Raw genomic sequence first — 17,933 nt, 5'->3', positions numbered from 1 at the left:
GCTCAGCCTTGCGGCATCGCTTCGGGGATGATGGTCTTCACGATCGAGGCATCGAGCGCTTCATACTCATGCAGGCCGATCACGTCGTAAAGCTCGGCCCGAGTCTGCATCTCGTCGACCATCGCGTGCGCCCCGCCATCGCGCGCGATCGCCGCATAGAGCTTGCCTTGCGCCTTGTTGGCAACGCGCAGCGAGGACACCGGCCAGATCACCATGCGGTAGCCCATCTCCGCGAACTCGGCTGCAGTGAAGAAGGGCGTCTTGCCGAACTCGGTCATGTTGGCGAGCAGCTTCACGCCCGGCATTGCCTTGGCGAAGGCGGTGAACATCTCGCGCGTGTTGAGCGCCTCGGGGAAGATCGCGTCCGCCCCGGCCTCGACATAGAGTTTCGCGCGCGCCACCGCGGCGTCGAAGCCCTCGACCCCCGCCGCATCGGTGCGCGCGACGATCACCAGATCGCGGCTGGCCCTTTTCGCCGCCGCGACCTTCGCCGCCACATCCTGGGGCTCAGCCAGTTTCTTGCCGTTGAGGTGCCCGCATTTCTTGGGCAGGATCTGGTCCTCAAGATGCACCGCGCCGGCGCCCGCTTCCTCGAAAGTGCGGACCATGTGCATCACGTTGAGCACTTCGCCATAACCGGTGTCGCCATCCACCAGCAGCGGCAGGGCGGCGGACCGGGCGATCTGGCGGATGAAGAAGGCGACCTCATCGACCGTGATGATGCCGAGATCGGGCAGGCCCATGCTCGCGGTCATCGCCGCGCCCGACAAATACAGCGCCTCGAACCCGGCCGCCTTCGCCTGCAGTGCGGCATGGCCATTATGCGCGCCGGGGAGCTGGAGGATCTCCGGCCGCTCGAGCAACGCGCGGAACCGCTTCCCGGCCGACTCCTGCGGCAGTTCGTCTGCGATCAGATAGGGCATGCTTCTTCCTCTACGCCGTCAAGCTGTCGCCGCGCGCCGCGAGCGGCACAAAGGCGAGGTTTTCCGGGCCGGTATAATGGGCCGAGGGACGGATTATCTTGTTGTCGATGCGCTGTTCGACGACATGCGCCGCCCAGCCCGAGGTGCGCGCGATCACGAACAAGGGCGTGAACATCGCGGTCGGCACGCCCATCAGATGATAGGAGACTGCGCTGAACCAGTCGAGATTGGGGAACATCGACTTGGCGTCCATCATCACCTGCTCGATCCGCTCGGCGATGGCATATTGGCGGATGGATCCCGCCTCGTCGGCCAATGCCTTTGCCACCCGCTTGATCACGACATTGCGCGGGTCGGACACGGTATAGACCGGATGGCCGAAACCGATCACCACTTCCTTCGCCTCGACGCGGCGGCGGATATCGGCCTCGGCCTCATCGGGCGTCGCATAGCGTTTCTGGATTTCAAACGCGACTTCGTTGGCCCCACCATGCTTGGGGCCACGCAGCGCGCCGATCGCCCCGGCGATGCAGGAATAGATGTCCGACCCGGTCCCGGCGATCACCCGCGCGGCAAAGGTCGAGGCGTTGAACTCATGCTCGGCATAGAGGATCAGCGAGGTGTGCATTGCCCGCACGAAACTGTCGGACGGCGCCTTGCCGTGCAGCAGATGCAGGAAATGCCCGCCGATGCTGTCGTCATCGGTCTCGACCTCGATCCGCCGGCCATGCTGGGCATAATGATACCAATAGAGCAGCATCGACCCGAGCGAGGCCATCAGCCGGTCGGCAATGTCGCGCGTGTCGGGCAGGTTATGATCATGCGTCTCAGGCAGCACACAGCCGAGCGCCGAGACGCCGGAGCGCATCACATCCATCGGATGCGCCGCCGCCGGAATTGCCTCCAGCGCTTCCTTGACCGATCGCGGCAGGCCGCGCAGCGCGCGCAGCTTGGCCTTGTAGGCGGCGAGCTGCGACGCGGTCGGCAAGGTACCATGGACGAGGAGATGCGCGATCTCCTCGAACTCGCTGGTCTCGGCGAGATCCAATATGTCGTAGCCGCGATAGTGAAGATCGTTGCCGGTCCGGCCTACGGTGCACAAGGCGGTATTGCCGGCGGTGACGCCCGACAGCGCCACCGATTTCTTCGGCTTGAAAGTCTCTCCCATGCTCATGATCCTCAAAAGATGCCGGGGGCGCATCGGGACCGAGCCGCTCGGCATCGACCGTGAAGTTCAGGCCGGCGACGCCCGCCGCATCGAGCATCGGCAGCTGCTCGACCACCGCGAGGAAGCGGTCCTGCTCGGCGGCCGCGACGATCCCGTCCGCCAGAGTGCGGAACTTCTCGATGTAATTGGGCCGGGCGAAGGGCCGCGCGCCGGCCGGATGGGCATCGGCGACGCCGAGTTCATCGATGACCGACTGGCCGTTCTGCAGCTTGACGATCACCTTGCCGCCAAACGCCTTTTGCGGCCCCTTTGCATGGTAACGCGCCGTCCAGGCCGGATCTTCCTCGGTGGTGATCTTGTGCCACAATTCGACCGTGTCGGAGCGCTGCGCGCGTTCCGGTGCATAGCTTTTCTCATGGTGCCAGCCGCCGTCCTGCAGCGCGACGGCGAAGATATACATGATCGAATGGTCAAGCGTTTCGCGGCTCGCCTTCGGATCCATCTTCTGCGGGTCCTCGGCGCCGGTGCCGATCACATAATGGGTGTGATGGCTGGTCTTGATCAGGATACTGGCGATCTGGCTCAGGTCGCCGATCTTCGGCCTCATGCGCTTGGCGAGATCGATCAGTGCCTGGCTCTGATATTCGGCCGAATATTCCTTGGTATAGGTGTCGAGGATCGCCCGCTTCGGTTCGCCCGCGACCGGCAGCGGCACCTGATAGACATGCGCCGGGCCGGACAACAGCCAGGCGATGAAGCCATCCTCGCCCTCATAGGCCGGCGACGGCGCACCTTCACCGCGCATCGCCCGGTCGACCGCCTCGATCGCGAGCTTGCCCGCGAATGCCGGGGCATAGGCCTTCCAGGTCGAGATCTCGCCCTTGCGCGACTGGCGCGTCGTCGTCGTCGTGTGCAGCGCCTGCTGGATCGCCTGATAAGTGATCTCGGTCGACAGGCCGAGCAGCGCACCGATCCCGCCCGCAGCACTCGGGCCGAGATGCGCGATATGGTCGATCTTGTGTTCGTGCAGGCAAATGCCCTTCACCAGGTCGACCTGGATCTCGTAGCCGGCGGCAAGGCCACGCACCAGCGCTACGCCGTCGAGCCCCCTGGCCTGCGCCACGGCGAGGATCGGCGGGATATTGTCGCCGGGATGGCTGTAATCCGCGGCAAGAAAGGTGTCGTGAAAGTCGAGCTCGCGCACCGCGACGCCATTGGCCCAGGCCGCCCATTCCGGGCTGACCTGCACAGCGCCGTCGAGCCCGAACAGCAGCGCGCCGCCGCTCGTCTTGCGATGGCCAAGCGCCTGCGCCCGCGCCGAGCGGATCGGGCGGCGGCCGATCGAAGCGGCGGCCACGGCGGCATTGTCGATGATGCGGTTGCCGATCATCTCGACCACGTCGGGCTCCACCGCCACCGGGTCCGTCGCGACCGCGGCCAGTTTCCAGGCGAGCTGGTCCTCGCGCGCCAGGGGTTCGGCGGACTTGTAGGTACGGACGTCGTGCAGCTTCATGGAGTCAGGCTTTCTGTGGTGAACGGGGTTGGGGATCGATCGGCACCGGCCCGCCGCCGGCGTCGACCGCGACCATTTCGAACTGGCCGCGCATCGCCGGGCGGCGCTCGCCGGTGGTCAGCGTCTCGACGATGACGGCGACATCGACGGTCATCGAGGTCCGGCCGACCCGGGTGACATGCGCTGCCAGTTCGACCAGCTGGCCGACCGCGACCGGCGAATGGAATTCGACCTTGTCCGACGCCGCCATCACTACGGCACAGCGTGCGCGGCGGCTGGCGGCAACGAACGCGGCCTTGCCCATCAGGCTCAGCGCGGTGCCGCCGAACAGGGTGCCGTAGTGATTGGCCTGTTCGGGAAATATCATTTCCACGAAGCGGGTGTCACTCGATGCGTCGTTGATCAGCGGATCGCGTTTCGGTGCAGTGTGCATCGTGATTTCCCGAACGGGCCGCTTGCCGGCACGTTGGGTTTGCAATATTCACACAAACAGAGTCGCGGGAATGACTGAAATAGTGTGACTATGCGGACGAGAACATGCGGATTTGCAAAGTTTGTGAAGTAACATTGCGATGAGCAAGGCCTTTATGGGCGTGCGGCTGCGGCGATTGCGCGAGGAACGCAGCCTGACTCAGGCGGCGCTTGCCCAGACGCTCGGCATCTCGACCAGCTATCTGAGCCAGCTCGAACAGAATCAGCGTCCGCTCACTGTGCCCGTGCTGTTGCGGCTCAACGCGTCGTTCGGCGTCGATGTACAGATCTTCTCGGACGATGACGAAGCCCGGCTCGTCACCGATCTGCGCGAGGCATTGTCGGACGGCGCGCAGCCCGAAACCGTGTCGGTTGCCGAAATGCGCGAACTGGCAGCAAGCATGCCGGCGGTCGCGCGGACATTGGTGTCGCTGCACCGCCGGCACCGCGACGCTGTCGAGCGCAACGAGGCGATGGCGGCGCGGCTCGGCGACGAATGGATCGGCGATGCGCCGGCGCGCATGCCGTTCGAACAGGTCCGCGATTTCTTCTATGCGCGCCACAATCACATCGCCGCGCTCGATGACGCAGCGGAGCGGCTCTATGCCGATGCCGGCCTCGCGCCCCGCACCGTCCATGCCGGCCTGTCCGCCTGGCTGGCGACACGGCATGATGTGCGGCTGGTGTTCGACGATGGCGATCAGGCGCAGCGGCGCTTCGACCCGGTAAGCCGCACGCTGCATCTTTCGCCCGATCTCAAACAGGGCCAGCAAGCGTTCCAGATGGCGACTCAGCTCGCCTTGCTCGAGCTGGACGAGTTGATCGACCGGCTGACCGACGATCCGTCGCTGCGAGGAGAAGAGGCCCGCACATTGGCGCGGATCGGGCTGGCCAATTATTTCGCCGGCGCGCTGATCCTGCCCTATGGCGATTTCCTCCGTGTGGCGGAGGAGGCGCGCTACGATATCGAGCGACTGAGCCGGCATTTCGGCGTCGGGTTCGAAACGATCTGCCACCGCCTGTCGACCCTGCAGCGCCCCGATGCGCGCGGCGTGCCCTTCTTCTTCATCCGGGTGGATCGCGCGGGGAATATCTCGAAGCGACAATCCGCGACCGATTTCCATTTCTCCCGCGTCGGCGGTTCCTGCCCGCTCTGGAATGTCTATGCGGCGTTCGCCCGGCCGGGCCAGGTCCTGACTCAGCTGGCGCGCATGCCGGACGGGCGCACTTATCTGTGGATCGCGCGCACGGTCGGGCGCGGTAATGGCGGCTTCGGCATTCCGGGCAAGACCTTCGCCATCGGCCTGGGCTGCGACGTCCGCCATGCCGGCCGGCTGGTCTATGCCAAGGGGCTCGATCTGTCCGACCCGGATGCGGCAACGCCGATCGGCGCGGGGTGCAAGGTGTGCGAACGCCCAGCCTGCGCGCAACGCGCCTTCCCGCCGATCGGCCATGCGCTGGCGATCGACCAGAATCGCAGCATGCTCACCCCCTATCCGGTGACCTGACCACATCCGGTGCCGGGCGATATCCCAAAGCATCGCGGTCTGATACGAGACGGCCCAGGGTAGCGGGGGCGACATCAATCATGGGCAGCACATTGTCCGATCGGCAGGCGGTGTGGGCGTTCATGCTCGGTTGCTGCGCGGTGACCATCGGCGTGGTGCTGCATCTGCCGATGTTCCTGATGGGGCGGTCGATGGGATACCGCCTGTCGGGCATGCCGATGGACATGACGATGATCGGCGGCATGGTGCTGATCGTCATAGGCGTGGTGGTTGCCGCTTATGGCCTGTTGCCGCGTAATCTCGCGGCGCAGCGCGCCGCCAGCGCGCATATCGAGATCGCCGCGCCGGAAGACGCGCCACTGAGTGCCGCGCATTGGCGGCTGATGGCGGTGCTGGTCGTGGCACTGGTGATTGATGTCATGAAACCCGCTTCGCTCGGCTTCACCGTGCCGGGAATGGTCGCCGAATATGGCGTGCCCAAAGCGACTGTGTCCCTGGTCCCGTTCTTCGCCTTGATGGGCACCGTGGTCGGATCGGTGCTGTGGGGGATCATCGCCGATGTCTATGGTCGCAAGGCATCGATCCTGTTGTCGGCGGTGATGTTCGTCGGCACCTCGATCTGCGGGGCGATGCCGTCGCTCGCCTGGAATATCGGCATGTGCTTCATGATGGGTGCGGCCGCCGGCGGCATGCTTCCGGTCACCTACGCACTGCTCGCCGAGATGATGCCCAACCGCCATCGCGGCTGGAGCCTGGTGCTGGTCGGCGGGCTCGGTGCTGCGGGCGGCTATTTCGCTGCAAGCGGCCTGTCGGCACTGCTTCAGCCGATCTTCGGCTGGCGCATCCTGTGGCTGGCGAACCTGCCGACCGGGCTGATCCTGTTGCTGCTCGGCCGGATGATCCCGGAATCCGCCAAATTCCTCATCGCGCGGGGACGGCGAGCAGAGGCCGAGCAGGTGATGCGGCGCTTCGGCGCGGTGATGACCACGACCAGTGAACCGATCGCCGCGCCACGTCCCGCGATCAGGCTCAGGATGGCAGGGAAATTATGGGCGCTATGCATCGTCGCGATCGCTTGGGGCCTGGTCAATTTCGGGCTGCTGTTGTGGCTGCCCGCCGATTTCGTCGCCAAGGGCTATTCGGTCGGCGTATCGAGCGGGCTGCTTGCCCAATCGGCGCTGATCGCGTTTCCGACAATTGGCGTCGCCGCGTTCCTGTACAGCCGGTGGAGCACCAAATGGGCGCTGGTCGCGATGATCCTTGTCACGGTGGCGGGTCTGATCGGTGTGTTCCATCTGGAATCGGTCGGCAGCGGCAGCCCGGTCCTGCCGGTGGCGCTGCTGATCATCGGGTCGAACGGGATCATCGCGATCCTGCTGCCTTATGCCGCCGAATCCTTTCCCTTGCGCATGCGCGGGCGGACGACCGGCCTGGTCGCTGCCTGTACCAAGGGAGGCGGCCTGCTCGCACAGCTGTTGAGCATCAATGCGCTGGTGCCGAGCATGGCGACGGTCGCCGCGGCGATCACCGTGCCGGCGATGGCGGGATTGCTGCTGATCGTGCGCTTCGGGCGCGAAACACGCGGTGGCGACTTGCGCGACCTGGAAGATGCGCCCTGATCAGCCGCCGCAGGATTCGCGCACGATCAGGTCGGTCGGCAACCGCTCCGAATGATGGCTCGGGCTGTCGTCGAGGATGCTCGACACCAGCAGCCGCCCTGCTTCCTGCGTATCCTGCCGGATGGTGCTGAGCGTCGGCGTGCTCAGCCGGCTGAGCAGCATATCGTCATAGCCGACCACCGACACATCCTGCGGCACCGACAGGCCGACGCGGCGCAGGGCGCGGATCGCGCCCAGCGCGATCAGGTCGCTCGATGCGACGATGCCATCGAACCTGACCCCGCGCTGAAGGAAGCGGCTGATCGCCGCATCGGCGGATTCGAGCTCGAACTCGACCTGGATCACCAGCGCCGGATCAGCCTCGATCCCACTTTCCTTCAGCGCCTCATGATAACCGCGGCGGCGCTGCAGCGCCTCCGGGTCGCTGCCGCCGAGAAACACGATCGAACGCCGGCCGAGCCGCGCGAGATGAAGCGTCGCACGTCTGCCGCCAAGCAGATTGTCCGACCCGATCGAGCGGTATTTCTGGCCCGGCAGTTGCGCACCCCACACCACGAAGCGCGCAGGCGTATCGACCAGCTGGTTGAACGCCTCATGCAGCATGCTCTGGCCGAGGAAAATCACGCCGCTCGCCCGGCTGGTTGTGGTGGTCAGGACCAGGTCGTCATAGCTGGCTGGCGCGGTGTGGCTGACGGTGAAGTCGCAGTCGCGCGCGCGCGCCGCCTCGCCGATATTGGCGAGCAGTTCGAGGAAGAAGGGGTGCGACAGCGGCAGCGCGCGGCCGCGCATATGCGGCGTCACGATCGCGATCGATCCTTCCGCGCCGATCGGCCCGGCCGGCATCGATCGCCGGAACGGATATTGGTGCTCACGCGCCAGCGCCCAGATGCGTTGCTTGGTGCGCATGCTGATCAAGGGTTGATCGTTCAGCGCGCGCGATACCGTAGACACCGAGACCCCGGCGAGCTTGGCCAAATCTTCCAGGGTGGTTATTTTGTTGCTATCGCTGGCCATCGCACCGGAATTCGAGGGGGCATTCCCGCCGCCTTAATGCATTGAAAGAGGGTCTTTGCAAGCGACCGACCCAGTGCAGGTGAGCGGCGCGGCGGCATACAGACCGGCAGGAAGGCCGCATCTTTCGCTTTTTCAGATCTGGAACATGTGCTTCGGTCTGTTCGGCGTGCAGATCGTCTGGGGCCTGCAGAACGTCAACACCAGCCGCATCTTCCAGACGCTCGGCGCGGATGTCGACCAGCTGCCGATCCTGTGGATCGCGGCTCCTATTACCGGCCTGTTGGTGCAGCCGATCGTCGGGCATCTGAGCGACCGCACCTGGGGCCCGCTCGGCCGGCGGCGGCCCTATCTGTTCGGCGGCGCGCTGCTCACTGCACTGGCGCTGTTCGCCATGCCCAATGCGACCACCCTGTGGTCGGCCAGCGTGATGCTGTGGGTGCTGACCGCATCGGTCAATATCGCGATGGAGCCGTTCCGCTCGTTCGTTGCCGACACGCTGCCCGAGCAACAGCGCGATGCCGGCTTCGCCATGCAAGTGTTCTTTATCGGCGTCGGCGCGGTGTTCGCTTCCGCCTTGCCCTGGATGCTGACGCACTGGTTCGGCGTCGCCGGACACGCGCCGCCGGGCATCCTGCCGCCCTCGGTCCGCTTCGCTTTCTATATCGGTGCGGTCACGCTCATCGCGGCAGTGACCTGGACGGTCTTCACCACCTCCGAACGACCGCCGGCAAGCTTGATGGCCGATATGGCGCGCCAGCCGTCGCGAAGCACAAAGCCCCTGGCAAGCGGTGGTGCGATGGCGCGGCGCGGCGCCGGCTGGACGCTCGGCGGATCGGTGATCGGCCTTATCACCGCGGTCGAAGGATATCGACGCGAAGTGTTCCTGCTGGCCGGCATCGCAGTCCTGTTCGGCCTGGCGCAGATCGCCGCGGCCTGGTTGCGGCGCCAGGGGCGCGCGCCGCAGGGCCTGTTGCAGATCGTCGACGACATCGTGCTGATGCCTACCGTGCTGCGGCGGCTCGCGATCGTCCAGTTCTTCACCTGGTTCGGTATGTTCGCGATGTGGGTCTACGCGATTCCAGCCGTCGCGGCGCATCACTTCGACACCAATGACGTAGGCTCCGCCGCTTATGGCGAAAGCGCCGATCTCGTCGGTATCCTCTTTGCAGGCTATAACGGCGTGGCCGCGGTGGTCGCGCTTACTTTGCCCCGGCTCGAGCGCTTGATCGGCCGACGCAACAGTCACGCCCTGTGCCTGACGCTCGGCGCCGCCGGGCTGGCCGGCTTCCTGCTGATCGACGATCCCTCGCTGCTGTGGATCCCGATCCTCGGCATCGGCTGCGCCTGGGCGTCGATCCTGTCGGCCCCCTATGCAATGGTCGCCAGCGCCGTGCCTGCCGACAAGATGGGCGTCTATATGGGCATCCACAACATCTTCCTCGTCCTGCCGCAGCTCGTCGCCTCGGCGATATTGGGCCTGCTGGTCGAACAGGTTTTCGGCGGCCAGTCGATCTTCGCGCTTGGCCTGGCGGCGGTCGCGCTGGTCATCGGTGCGGCTGTTGCGGTGACCATCCCCGACATCGAAGGCGATCGGCGACTCGCGGCCTGACCGAAGGCGCAAGAGATCCAAAAGCCGTTCGGAAATCTATGCAAATTTTTGCATAGATTTGCTTTGTAGCAAAATTTATACGCCTCACTCGATCGATGCTAATTTCCGCCATCCTGAAACTTTGAACTAAAATCCCCAGATTTCAGTCGTTTTACAGCAAATAATGTGCCCGAAAAAATCGCTTGCATCCCTTCTCAAATTACGCAAATTTACGCAAATCGACGATGACGGCTCCACTGAAGCGCCGCATCCGACAGGGGGATGATGAAAGCGCATGCAAAATCGCGCACAGTGGAATGACCGGAATACGCCATCGCGCCATGTCGCGAGCGGCCCGGTGCGCCCTCGATCCTTCACGTCCGGCTGCGCCGAAACCCGGCGGCTCGCATCGAGCTCATGGCTGCAACCGCACGCATTATCGACCGATCGAACAGCGCCGACAGGGGCAGGACTACAGGGGAGTATCTCATGAAGAACGAGTTTTCGGGGCACGCCCGCGGCCTTGTGCTGCACGGCGGCGTATCGTTGCTGGCCCTCGCGATGATGGGGACTGCCGGCGCCGCTCAGGCACAGACCGCCAATGCGGTGGCCGACACGCCCGCCCAGACGCAATCATCATCCGGCAGCGCGCCGGTCGCAGAGACCACAGCCGAAGACAGGAGCGACGACATCGTCGTGGTCGGCGTCCGCGAAGCACTCGCTTCCGCGCAAAGCACCAAGAAGAATGCCGATACGGTGGTGGACTCGATCTCCGCGACGGATATCGGCGCCTTTCCGGACAAGTCGGTGGCGGCCGCATTGCAGCGCGTGCCCGGCATCACCGTCTCGCGTCTCCAGTCCAGCGACGACAGCACCCATCCCTCGGGCGAGCCCGCCGGCGTCCTGATCCGCGGCCTGCCGCAGGTCCGCACCGAGTTCAACGGTCGCGACAGCTTCTCCGCCGATGCGTCGCGCGGGCTCAACTTCAACGACGTCTCGCCCGAACTGATGGCGGGCGTCGATGCGTATAAGAACCAGACCGCGGAGATGATCGAGGGCGGCATCGCCGGCACGGTCAATCTGCGCACCCGCCTGCCGCTCGACAGCAAGGGACTGCTCGTCGCCGGTAACGTCAAGGCCACTTATGGCGACCGGTCGAAAGACTGGAACTATGAATATTCCGGCATCCTGAGCTATTCGGTCGACACCGGGGCGGGCACGTTCGGCCTGCTCGCCAACTATGCCCATTCGCACGTCGTGACGCGCACCGAGAGCGTGATCATGGACAAGATCGACACCTATTGCTCGGCCGGCGCGGTCGATACCCAGGGCAAGGCGATCATCGGTGCCGATGGCAAGATCGGCTGCACCGCCAACCCATTCGGCGGTACTGGCTGGGCCTATGCGCCCGACGGTGTCCGCTATTCACAGGTCGATTATGACCGCACCCGGCGCGGTATCGCGCTCGCCGCACAATATGAGGATCCGACCGGCGATTTCCGTGCCAGCGTGCAATATAACGACTCCAAATATCGCAATGCCTGGCTCGAGCGGGCCTCGCACACGATCTTCGACGGCAATTATTACGGCACACCCGCATTCAATCCGCGTGCGTCGACCGTCCTTGGCCCGGCACCCGGCACGTCCGGCTTCGTGTTCGGCCCGAACGGCATGCTGCAATCGGGCACGCTGACTCAGGGCCATGGCAGCTGGCGCGGCAGTTTCGATAGCGTGCAGGATGCGATCGACACCGGTTCGGCCGTTCCCGGCCTGCCGTTCGTCAATTTCTGCGGCGCCGGATCGTCCTGTTCCTCGCTGCGCGACGGCCTTTATTTCCAGAACGAAGCGCGGAACTTCGATCATAGCGAACGGACCCAGGATCTTTCGGCCAACTTCAAATGGGATTTGAACGACCGGCTCCACCTCAATGTGGATGCGCAGAAGATCTGGGCCCACACCAACAACAACGACATTCTGGTTGCCGTCGGATCGATGGCGAACATGGAATACAGCGTGAATCGCGACGGCACGCCGACGGTCAAGCTGCTGCCGGGCTCCAACGTCAATTATGCGGCCGGCGGCCTCGCCAATCCGCATAATTACTGGCTCCCGTTCATCCAGGGCCATGTGGAGGACAATGACGCCGACGAATTCGCGCTGCGCGGCGATGTCGAGTATGAATTCGGCGATGGCGGCTGGCTCAATTCGCTCAAGGTCGGCGTGCGCTATGCCGATCGCAACCAGACGGTGCGCTATTCGACCTTCAACTGGTCGCCGATCGCCGCACCCTGGAATTGCAACGGCCCAGGCTTCAACATCGACAACACCACACCGGGGGCCTACCCGGCCTGCGCGCAGCCACATGCCAATTTCAAGGGCTATGGCGCGGGCATCTGGGAATCGACCGACCTCGGCAGCGGCTTCTACAACGGCAATGTCTATGACAATGGCGACCTGGTTTACCTGAACCGCCCGACGCTCAGGAATTTTGACAAGCTCGTCTCATCGCTGAGCGGCCCGAACACCAACTCGCCACTGTCACCCGGCTGGTCGCCGATCTGCGATCGGAGCGGCCTGATCGCCAATAGCTGCTTCCTCCCGCAGGAAGTGATGCGGGTCAAAGAGAAGACCACCGCCGGTTACGCGATGCTGCGCTTTGGCGGTGACGACAAGACGATCTTCGGCGGCATCGGCGTTCAGGGCAATATCGGCGTTCGCGTGATCAAGACCAGCATCGACAGCGAAGGTCGCGTCGGCTTTCCGGACGCGAATATCTTCGGCAATGTGGCGCCTTGCGTTCCCGGGGCGCCGCCGCCCAATGGTTGGGTAGTCAATCCGGCCTGCTTCCTCACCCCGACGATCCGCGCCTTCGCGGATGGCGGTAGCGACCCCAACAACTACAAGACGGATTACACCAACGTCCTGCCGACCTTTAACGTCCGGTTCGGCCTGGACAGCAAACAGTTCATCCGGTTCGCTGCGTCGCGCGCCATGGCGCGTCCGGATTTCGGCCTGTTGCGCAACTTCGTGTCGATCCAGGCCCCGGTGTTCGATGGTCGTGCGACATCGCCCTATCTGGTGCGAGACGCGCAAGGCAACGTCACGGGATATAATTTCGTGTTCCGTGCGGAATCCGGTTTTGCCGGGCTCAAGCCGGTTCTCGCCGACCAGTTCGACCTGACCTATGAACGCTATATGGGACGGAGCAGTTCGTTCACCTTCGGCGCCTTCTACAAGCAACTGCACAACAGCATCGCCTATGGCGACTTTACCCGCACCATCACCAATAACAGCTCGACCCAGACGGTGCTGTTGCGCGGTCCCCGCAACGAGAAGGGCGGCGGCAAGCTCTACGGCTTCGAGGCCGCGTACCAGACCTTTTTCGACTTCCTGCCCGGCGCGCTCAAGGGCCTGGGGGCTCAGGTCAATTACACCTTCGTCAAGCAATCGGGGATCAACAACTCGAACCTGATCGCTGTCGGCGCGCTCGATGCTGGTGGCACCGGTGGCCAGGGCGCCGGACTCGATGTCAGTGGCGGCCGCGGTGCGGTGATCGACTCGCATCGACTCGCAGGAATCTCGGACCATACGTTCAACGTGGTCGGCCTGTACGAATATGGCCCGGTCGGCCTGCGCATCGCCTATAACTGGCGTTCGCGCTTCCTGACCAACAATCTCGACTGCTGCATCGGCCTGCCGGTGTTCCAGAAATCCGCCGGCTTCCTCGACGGGTCGCTCCGCTTCTCGGTCAACAAATATGTCGAATTGTCGATCGAGGGATCGAACCTGCTCAACACGACCACCGTGTACCAGCAACAGATCTTCGGTGACTCGGTTGCGACACCCGGTGCCAAGCCGGTCTATCTCGACTCGAACTGGGGCCGTGTCGACCGGCGCTTCCAGTTCGGTGCGCGGTTCAAATTCTGACCTTTTCCTGGCGTCGCCGCACCCGGCGGCGGCGCCTCCTTATCGATAGGGTCGGGTAACACACGCGCATGCAGGGAGACACAACCATGCCCCCGCCCCTGTTCAGGCCCCTGTTCAGGCCCCCGTTCAGGATCGTCATCGTCGGTGGCGGCACGGCCGGCTGGATGTGCGCGGCGGGCCTGGTCGGACGGCTCGACCCGACTGACTATGCAGTGACGCTGATCGAATCCGACGAGATCGGCACGGTCGGCGTGGGCGAGGCAACGCTGCCGCACATCAAGACCTTCAACGACATGCTCGGCATCGACGAAGCCGAGTTCATGCGCGAGACCCAGGCAACCTTCAAACTCGGCATCCAGTTCCGCAACTGGCATCGCCCGGACGATTCCTATATCCATCCGTTCGGGGTGTTCGGCGAGCCCTGGGGCGGCGTCGATTTCCAGCATCACTGGGTCCGCGCACGCCAGGCTGGCCGCGACGTCGCCCCGCTCGATGCCTATTCCTATGCCGTCACTGCTGCACAACGCAACGCGTTCGAATTTCCCAATGAAGATCTCAAGTCGATCCGCTCGACCTATGCCTATGCCTATCATTTCGACGCGAGCCTCTATGCTCAATTCCTGCGCCGCTGGACGGTGGCGCGCGGAGCACGGCGCATTGAAGGCATGGTCAGTGACATCGCGCGCGATGCCCAGTCGGGCGACATCACCGCGCTGACGCTCAAATCGGGCGAGCGGATCGAGGGCGATCTGTTCATCGACTGCACCGGGTTCCGATCGATGCTGCTCGGCGGCATTCTCGAAGTCGAATGGGAGGACTGGACGCACTGGCTGCCATGCGACCGCGCACTTGCGGTGCCGTGCGACCGGGCCGGTGATTTCACGCCCTATACCCGGTCCACGGCGCAGCAGGCCGGCTGGATCTGGCGCATCCCGCTGCAGCACCGCACCGGCAACGGATATGTCTTTTCTAGCCGCTTCATTGAGGTCGACGACGCGCGCGACACGTTGCTCGCCCAGCTCGACGGCGCGGCACAGGCGGAGCCGCGACTGCTGCGCTTCTCGCCGGGCCGCCGGGTGCGGACCTGGGCGGGCAATTGCATTGCGATCGGCCTGGCGAGCGGGTTCCTCGAGCCGCTCGAATCGACCAGCATCTTCCTGGTGCAGGCGGCAGTGATCGACCTGATCAATCTGATGCCACCCGCCACCGCGCGCGGGAGTATCGACCCGCGGCTGGCGCGCGAGTTCAACCGCCTGTCGGAGCTTCAATATGAGCGGGTGCGCGACTTTCTGGTGCTGCACTATGTCGCCAATGAGCGCATCGGTGAGCCGCTCTGGGATTATGTCCGGGCGATGGAGCTGCCCGACAGCCTGGCACACAAGATCGACCTGTTCCGCTCACGCGCGACCGCGCCCAATTATCAATATGGCCTGTTTTCGCGCGAGAGCTGGCTGTCAGTGCTGATCGGACAGCGCATCATGCCGACCGGTTATAACCGGCTCGCCGATGCGCTCGACCTCGATACGCTCGACACCAGGCTGGCCGACCTTGCCGGAAGGGTTGCGACCAACACGGCGGCGATGCCATCGCATAGCGACTTTGTGGCAAGCTATTGCGCCGGCGTCGATCCGGCGGGGATGCCGTTATGAGCGATACACGCCCCAATCACGTGGTGATCGTGGGCCGCGATGCCGCGCTGTGGTTGTCGGCAAGCGTCATCCAGCGCGCGCTCGGCCCGGCCGGGATTAGCGTCGAGGCGGTCGAACTGCCGACCCGGCTGCAGCCCGGCGACATCATCGTCACGCAACCCGCGATCGAGGCACTGCACAATCAGCTGCGGCTCGACGAGGCCGCCTTGCTCAGGACGACCGGCGGCAGTTTCTCGTTCGGGCAGAATTTCGTCGACTCATCCGGCGCGACCCCGTCCTTCATGCATGCGAGCGGCGCTTATGGCGCGCCGATCGATGGCAACGCCTTCTTTCCCTATTGGGTCAAGGCGCGCAGCTTCGGGCTCGACGTCGCGCTCGAGGATTTCTGCCTGACCGCCGCCGCTGCGAAACAGGGGCGAATGATGCTGCCCGACGAGACGACCGAAATTTTCGGCCGTACCGACTATGGCTATCATCTGCCCGCCCTGCCCTATATCGCCACGCTCAAGACCTTGGCGGCGCGCCTGGGCGTGGTCATTCATCACACCGCCACGGTGGCGGCGGAGCATGACCAGGGCGGTATCCGCGCGATTTCGCTCGACGACGGGCACCGGATCGAAGGCGCCTTGTTCGTCGATGCCACGGGGCCCGAAGCGCTGCTGATCGGCGAAGCGCTGGGCGTGGGGCGCGATGAATGGCGACCGCAGTTCGGCATCGATCGCCGGCTGAGCACGCAGGCGCCGCGCTTCCTGTCGGTCCCGGCCTATGGCGAAATCCGCGCCTGGCGTGACGGCTGGCTTGGCCTGTATCCCAGCCAGGCCGCAACGCATGTCGTGCAGCATTATTCCAGCGCCTGCTGCAACGACGGCGACGCAATGCGCGCGATGGCGACCGTGTCCGGGCTGAGCGTGTCCGGGCTGAGCGTGTCCGACGCGACCCTTCGCACATTCGATCCGGGCCGACGGCATGTCGCCTGGCAAGGCAATTGCGTTGCGATCGGCGAGGCCGCCTGCACGCTCGACCCGATCCATGGCGTCGATCTCCACGCGATCCAGCTCGGCCTGGTGCACCTGCTGCAGCTTTTCCCGGTGACGGCGGATTTCTCGGCCGAGCGCGCCGAATATAACCGCCTGATGCACTCCTCACTGGAGCGCATCCGCGACTTCCAGTCGGCCTGGTACGCGCTCAACCGCTATGGCAACTCCCCGTTCTGGACACAGGCGCGGGAGGCGGCCCGGCCGGACGCACTCGCGCACAAGATCGCGACCTTCCAGGCGCGCGGCGATATCGCGCCGATGGAGGATGAGAGCTTCTCATTCGACAGTTGGCAGGCGCTGTTCGTCGGGCTTGGCCTGATGCCCGAAAGCTGGTCGCCCGCGATCGACCGGACCTCGCCCGAGCGAATGAAGCAGGAATTCCGCCGCATCCTCGCCTTCGTGAAGGAGCAGGTGCTGAAGCAGCCGACGCACGAGCTGTATCTCGACAATTTCTGCCGGAGCGAGGCAGCATGACCGTCAGCGCGGCGCAACGGCAGACGGACGGCGACCCGCTGGACCGGTTGCCGCCAGTCGAGATACGGGCAGCCTCCTCGGTCAATCTCGACGCGTTGATCGCGAACGGCGTACCAGTGGTGCTGACCGGCCTGTTCGATGCATGGCCGGCGCTTGCCGCAGGCCGCCATTCGCCGGCGCGGCTCAGCGCCTATCTGAAGGCGATGGACCGCGGCATGGCCGGTCCGGTGATGGAGGCGCCAGCCAATAGCGGCGGGCGTTTCGGCTATGCCGCCGACCTGCGCGAGTTCAGCTTTTCCAAGCGCCAGCGCTCGATCCCCGAAACGCTCGACCGGATCGAGCGCCTGCTCGGCACCGCCGATGCGCCGTTCGTCGCGATCCAGATGCTGCCACTGGTCAGCCATTTGCCCGATTTCGTGCGCGACAATGCGATGCCACTATTGCCAGCGGTTGGCCCGCGGCTCTGGATCGGCGGGCCGGTGCGGACCCAGACGCATAACGACCGCGACCATAATCTTGCCTGTGTGATCGCCGGGCATCGCCGCTTCGTGTTGTTCCCACCCGAGCAGGTGAGCAACCTCTATGTCGGGCCGCTCGACAATCCCCCGCCACTGTCGCTGGTCGACCCTGAAGCGCCCGACCTGGCGCGCTTTCCGCGCTATACCGATGCGCTCGCCGCTGCTCGCGTGGCGCATCTCGCGCCGGGCGATGCGCTCTTCATGCCGAAATATTGGTGGCACCATGTCACCTCGCGCGACCCGTACAATGCGATGGTCAATTACTGGTGGGGCGACAGCGCGACCGGGCTGGAGCGCGCCAATGACGCGTTCCTGACTGCGCTGCTTGCGCTGCGCGACCTGCCGGCATCGGAGCGCGCCTACTGGAAGGCGATGTTCGACCTGCATGTCTTTGGCAGCGAAAGCGCGGTCGATCATATCCCGGCCGAGCTGCGCGGCGCGCTCGGGACGATGCGCCCAGCAGCCCGGGCAGCGCTGAAGCAGCAGCTCAAAATGGCCTTTCTCAAATCGTCATGACCTTTTTC

11 protein-coding genes and 1 pseudogene are annotated in these 17,933 nt (G+C 64.6%); 7 read left to right on the top strand and 5 right to left on the bottom strand.

Annotated elements, in window-relative coordinates:
• Nucleotides 1–2: 2 nt before the first annotated feature.
• The 4 genes and pseudogenes from prpB to H3Z74_RS00980 form a co-directional block, all read right to left on the bottom strand.
• Nucleotides 3–923, bottom strand: coding sequence for a methylisocitrate lyase (prpB, locus tag H3Z74_RS00995; protein ID WP_187762177.1), 921 nt, complete (start codon nt 921–923; stop codon nt 3–5).
• A gap of 10 nt (nt 924–933) precedes the next feature.
• Nucleotides 934–2,091, bottom strand: coding sequence for a bifunctional 2-methylcitrate synthase/citrate synthase (gene prpC, locus H3Z74_RS00990; protein WP_187762176.1), 1,158 nt, complete (start codon nt 2,089–2,091; stop codon nt 934–936).
• A 160-nt stretch (nt 2,092–2,251) separates the two neighbouring features.
• Nucleotides 2,252–3,604, bottom strand: a pseudogene (locus tag H3Z74_RS00985) (MmgE/PrpD family protein); the annotation flags it as partial.
• 4 nt (nt 3,605–3,608) lie between these two features.
• The gene (locus tag H3Z74_RS00980) at nt 3,609–4,037 is read right to left on the bottom strand and encodes an acyl-CoA thioesterase (RefSeq protein ID WP_187762175.1); all 429 of its coding nucleotides are present in this window, start codon (nt 4,035–4,037) and stop codon (nt 3,609–3,611) included.
• A 139-nt stretch (nt 4,038–4,176) separates the two neighbouring features.
• Here H3Z74_RS00980 and H3Z74_RS00975 point away from each other — a divergent pair, with 139 nt between their 5' ends.
• Both H3Z74_RS00975 and H3Z74_RS00970 read left to right on the top strand, forming a co-directional pair.
• On the top strand, nt 4,177–5,583 hold the full coding sequence (locus H3Z74_RS00975; RefSeq protein WP_187762174.1) for a short-chain fatty acyl-CoA regulator family protein: 1,407 nt from the start codon (nt 4,177–4,179) through the stop codon (nt 5,581–5,583).
• A gap of 80 nt (nt 5,584–5,663) precedes the next feature.
• Nucleotides 5,664–7,202: an MFS transporter gene (locus H3Z74_RS00970; RefSeq protein WP_187762173.1), complete on the top strand. Its 1,539-nt coding sequence runs from the start codon at nt 5,664–5,666 to the stop codon at nt 7,200–7,202.
• Here H3Z74_RS00970 and H3Z74_RS00965 read toward each other — a convergent pair whose 3' ends face one another.
• Nucleotides 7,203–8,216, bottom strand: a complete 1,014-nt coding sequence (locus H3Z74_RS00965; protein ID WP_187762172.1) for a LacI family DNA-binding transcriptional regulator — start codon at nt 8,214–8,216, stop codon at nt 7,203–7,205.
• Nucleotides 8,217–8,361: 145 nt separating this feature from the next.
• Between H3Z74_RS00965 and H3Z74_RS00960 the strand changes: the two genes are divergently transcribed.
• The 5 genes from H3Z74_RS00960 (at nt 8,362) to H3Z74_RS00940 (ending at nt 17,925) form a co-directional block, all read left to right on the top strand.
• Nucleotides 8,362–9,825, top strand: coding sequence for an MFS transporter (locus H3Z74_RS00960; protein WP_187762171.1), 1,464 nt, complete (start codon nt 8,362–8,364; stop codon nt 9,823–9,825).
• 468 nt (nt 9,826–10,293) lie between these two features.
• Nucleotides 10,294–13,731, top strand: a complete 3,438-nt coding sequence (locus tag H3Z74_RS00955; protein ID WP_187762170.1) for a TonB-dependent receptor — start codon at nt 10,294–10,296, stop codon at nt 13,729–13,731.
• An 86-nt stretch (nt 13,732–13,817) separates the two neighbouring features.
• Nucleotides 13,818–15,380 (top strand): tryptophan halogenase family protein, encoded by a 1,563-nt coding sequence (locus H3Z74_RS00950; protein WP_187762169.1) that lies wholly within the window; start codon nt 13,818–13,820, stop codon nt 15,378–15,380.
• Nucleotides 15,377–16,891 carry a tryptophan 7-halogenase gene (locus H3Z74_RS00945; RefSeq protein ID WP_187762168.1) on the top strand — a complete coding sequence of 505 codons (1,515 nt, stop codon included), beginning with the start codon at nt 15,377–15,379 and terminating at the stop codon, nt 16,889–16,891. Before H3Z74_RS00950 ends, H3Z74_RS00945 begins: the two co-directional genes overlap by 4 nt.
• Complete coding sequence (locus H3Z74_RS00940) at nt 16,888–17,925, top strand: cupin-like domain-containing protein (RefSeq protein WP_187762167.1); 1,038 nt, start codon at nt 16,888–16,890, stop codon at nt 17,923–17,925. Before H3Z74_RS00945 ends, H3Z74_RS00940 begins: the two co-directional genes overlap by 4 nt.
• Nucleotides 17,926–17,933 lie beyond the last annotated feature (8 nt).

This window comes from Sphingomonas alpina, from assembly GCF_014490665.1.
In the GTDB taxonomy this organism is placed as follows: Bacteria; Pseudomonadota; Alphaproteobacteria; order Sphingomonadales; family Sphingomonadaceae; genus Sphingomonas; species Sphingomonas alpina.
The sequence above is the reverse complement of the archived record's forward strand: the minus strand, read 5'-3'. Positions and strand labels throughout refer to the sequence as shown.

Coding starts and splice junctions, on each gene's coding strand:
- prpB (WP_187762177.1), bottom strand. CDS start 923: ATGCCCTATCTGATCGCAGACGAACTGCCGCAGGAGTCGGCCGGGAAG.
- prpC (WP_187762176.1), bottom strand. CDS start 2,091: ATGGGAGAGACTTTCAAGCCGAAGAAATCGGTGGCGCTGTCGGGCGTC.
- H3Z74_RS00980 (WP_187762175.1), bottom strand. CDS start 4,037: ATGCACACTGCACCGAAACGCGATCCGCTGATCAACGACGCATCGAGT.
- H3Z74_RS00975 (WP_187762174.1), top strand. CDS start 4,177: ATGAGCAAGGCCTTTATGGGCGTGCGGCTGCGGCGATTGCGCGAGGAA.
- H3Z74_RS00970 (WP_187762173.1), top strand. CDS start 5,664: ATGGGCAGCACATTGTCCGATCGGCAGGCGGTGTGGGCGTTCATGCTC.
- H3Z74_RS00965 (WP_187762172.1), bottom strand. CDS start 8,216: ATGGCCAGCGATAGCAACAAAATAACCACCCTGGAAGATTTGGCCAAG.
- H3Z74_RS00960 (WP_187762171.1), top strand. CDS start 8,362: ATGTGCTTCGGTCTGTTCGGCGTGCAGATCGTCTGGGGCCTGCAGAAC.
- H3Z74_RS00955 (WP_187762170.1), top strand. CDS start 10,294: ATGAAGAACGAGTTTTCGGGGCACGCCCGCGGCCTTGTGCTGCACGGC.
- H3Z74_RS00950 (WP_187762169.1), top strand. CDS start 13,818: ATGCCCCCGCCCCTGTTCAGGCCCCTGTTCAGGCCCCCGTTCAGGATC.
- H3Z74_RS00945 (WP_187762168.1), top strand. CDS start 15,377: ATGAGCGATACACGCCCCAATCACGTGGTGATCGTGGGCCGCGATGCC.
- H3Z74_RS00940 (WP_187762167.1), top strand. CDS start 16,888: ATGACCGTCAGCGCGGCGCAACGGCAGACGGACGGCGACCCGCTGGAC.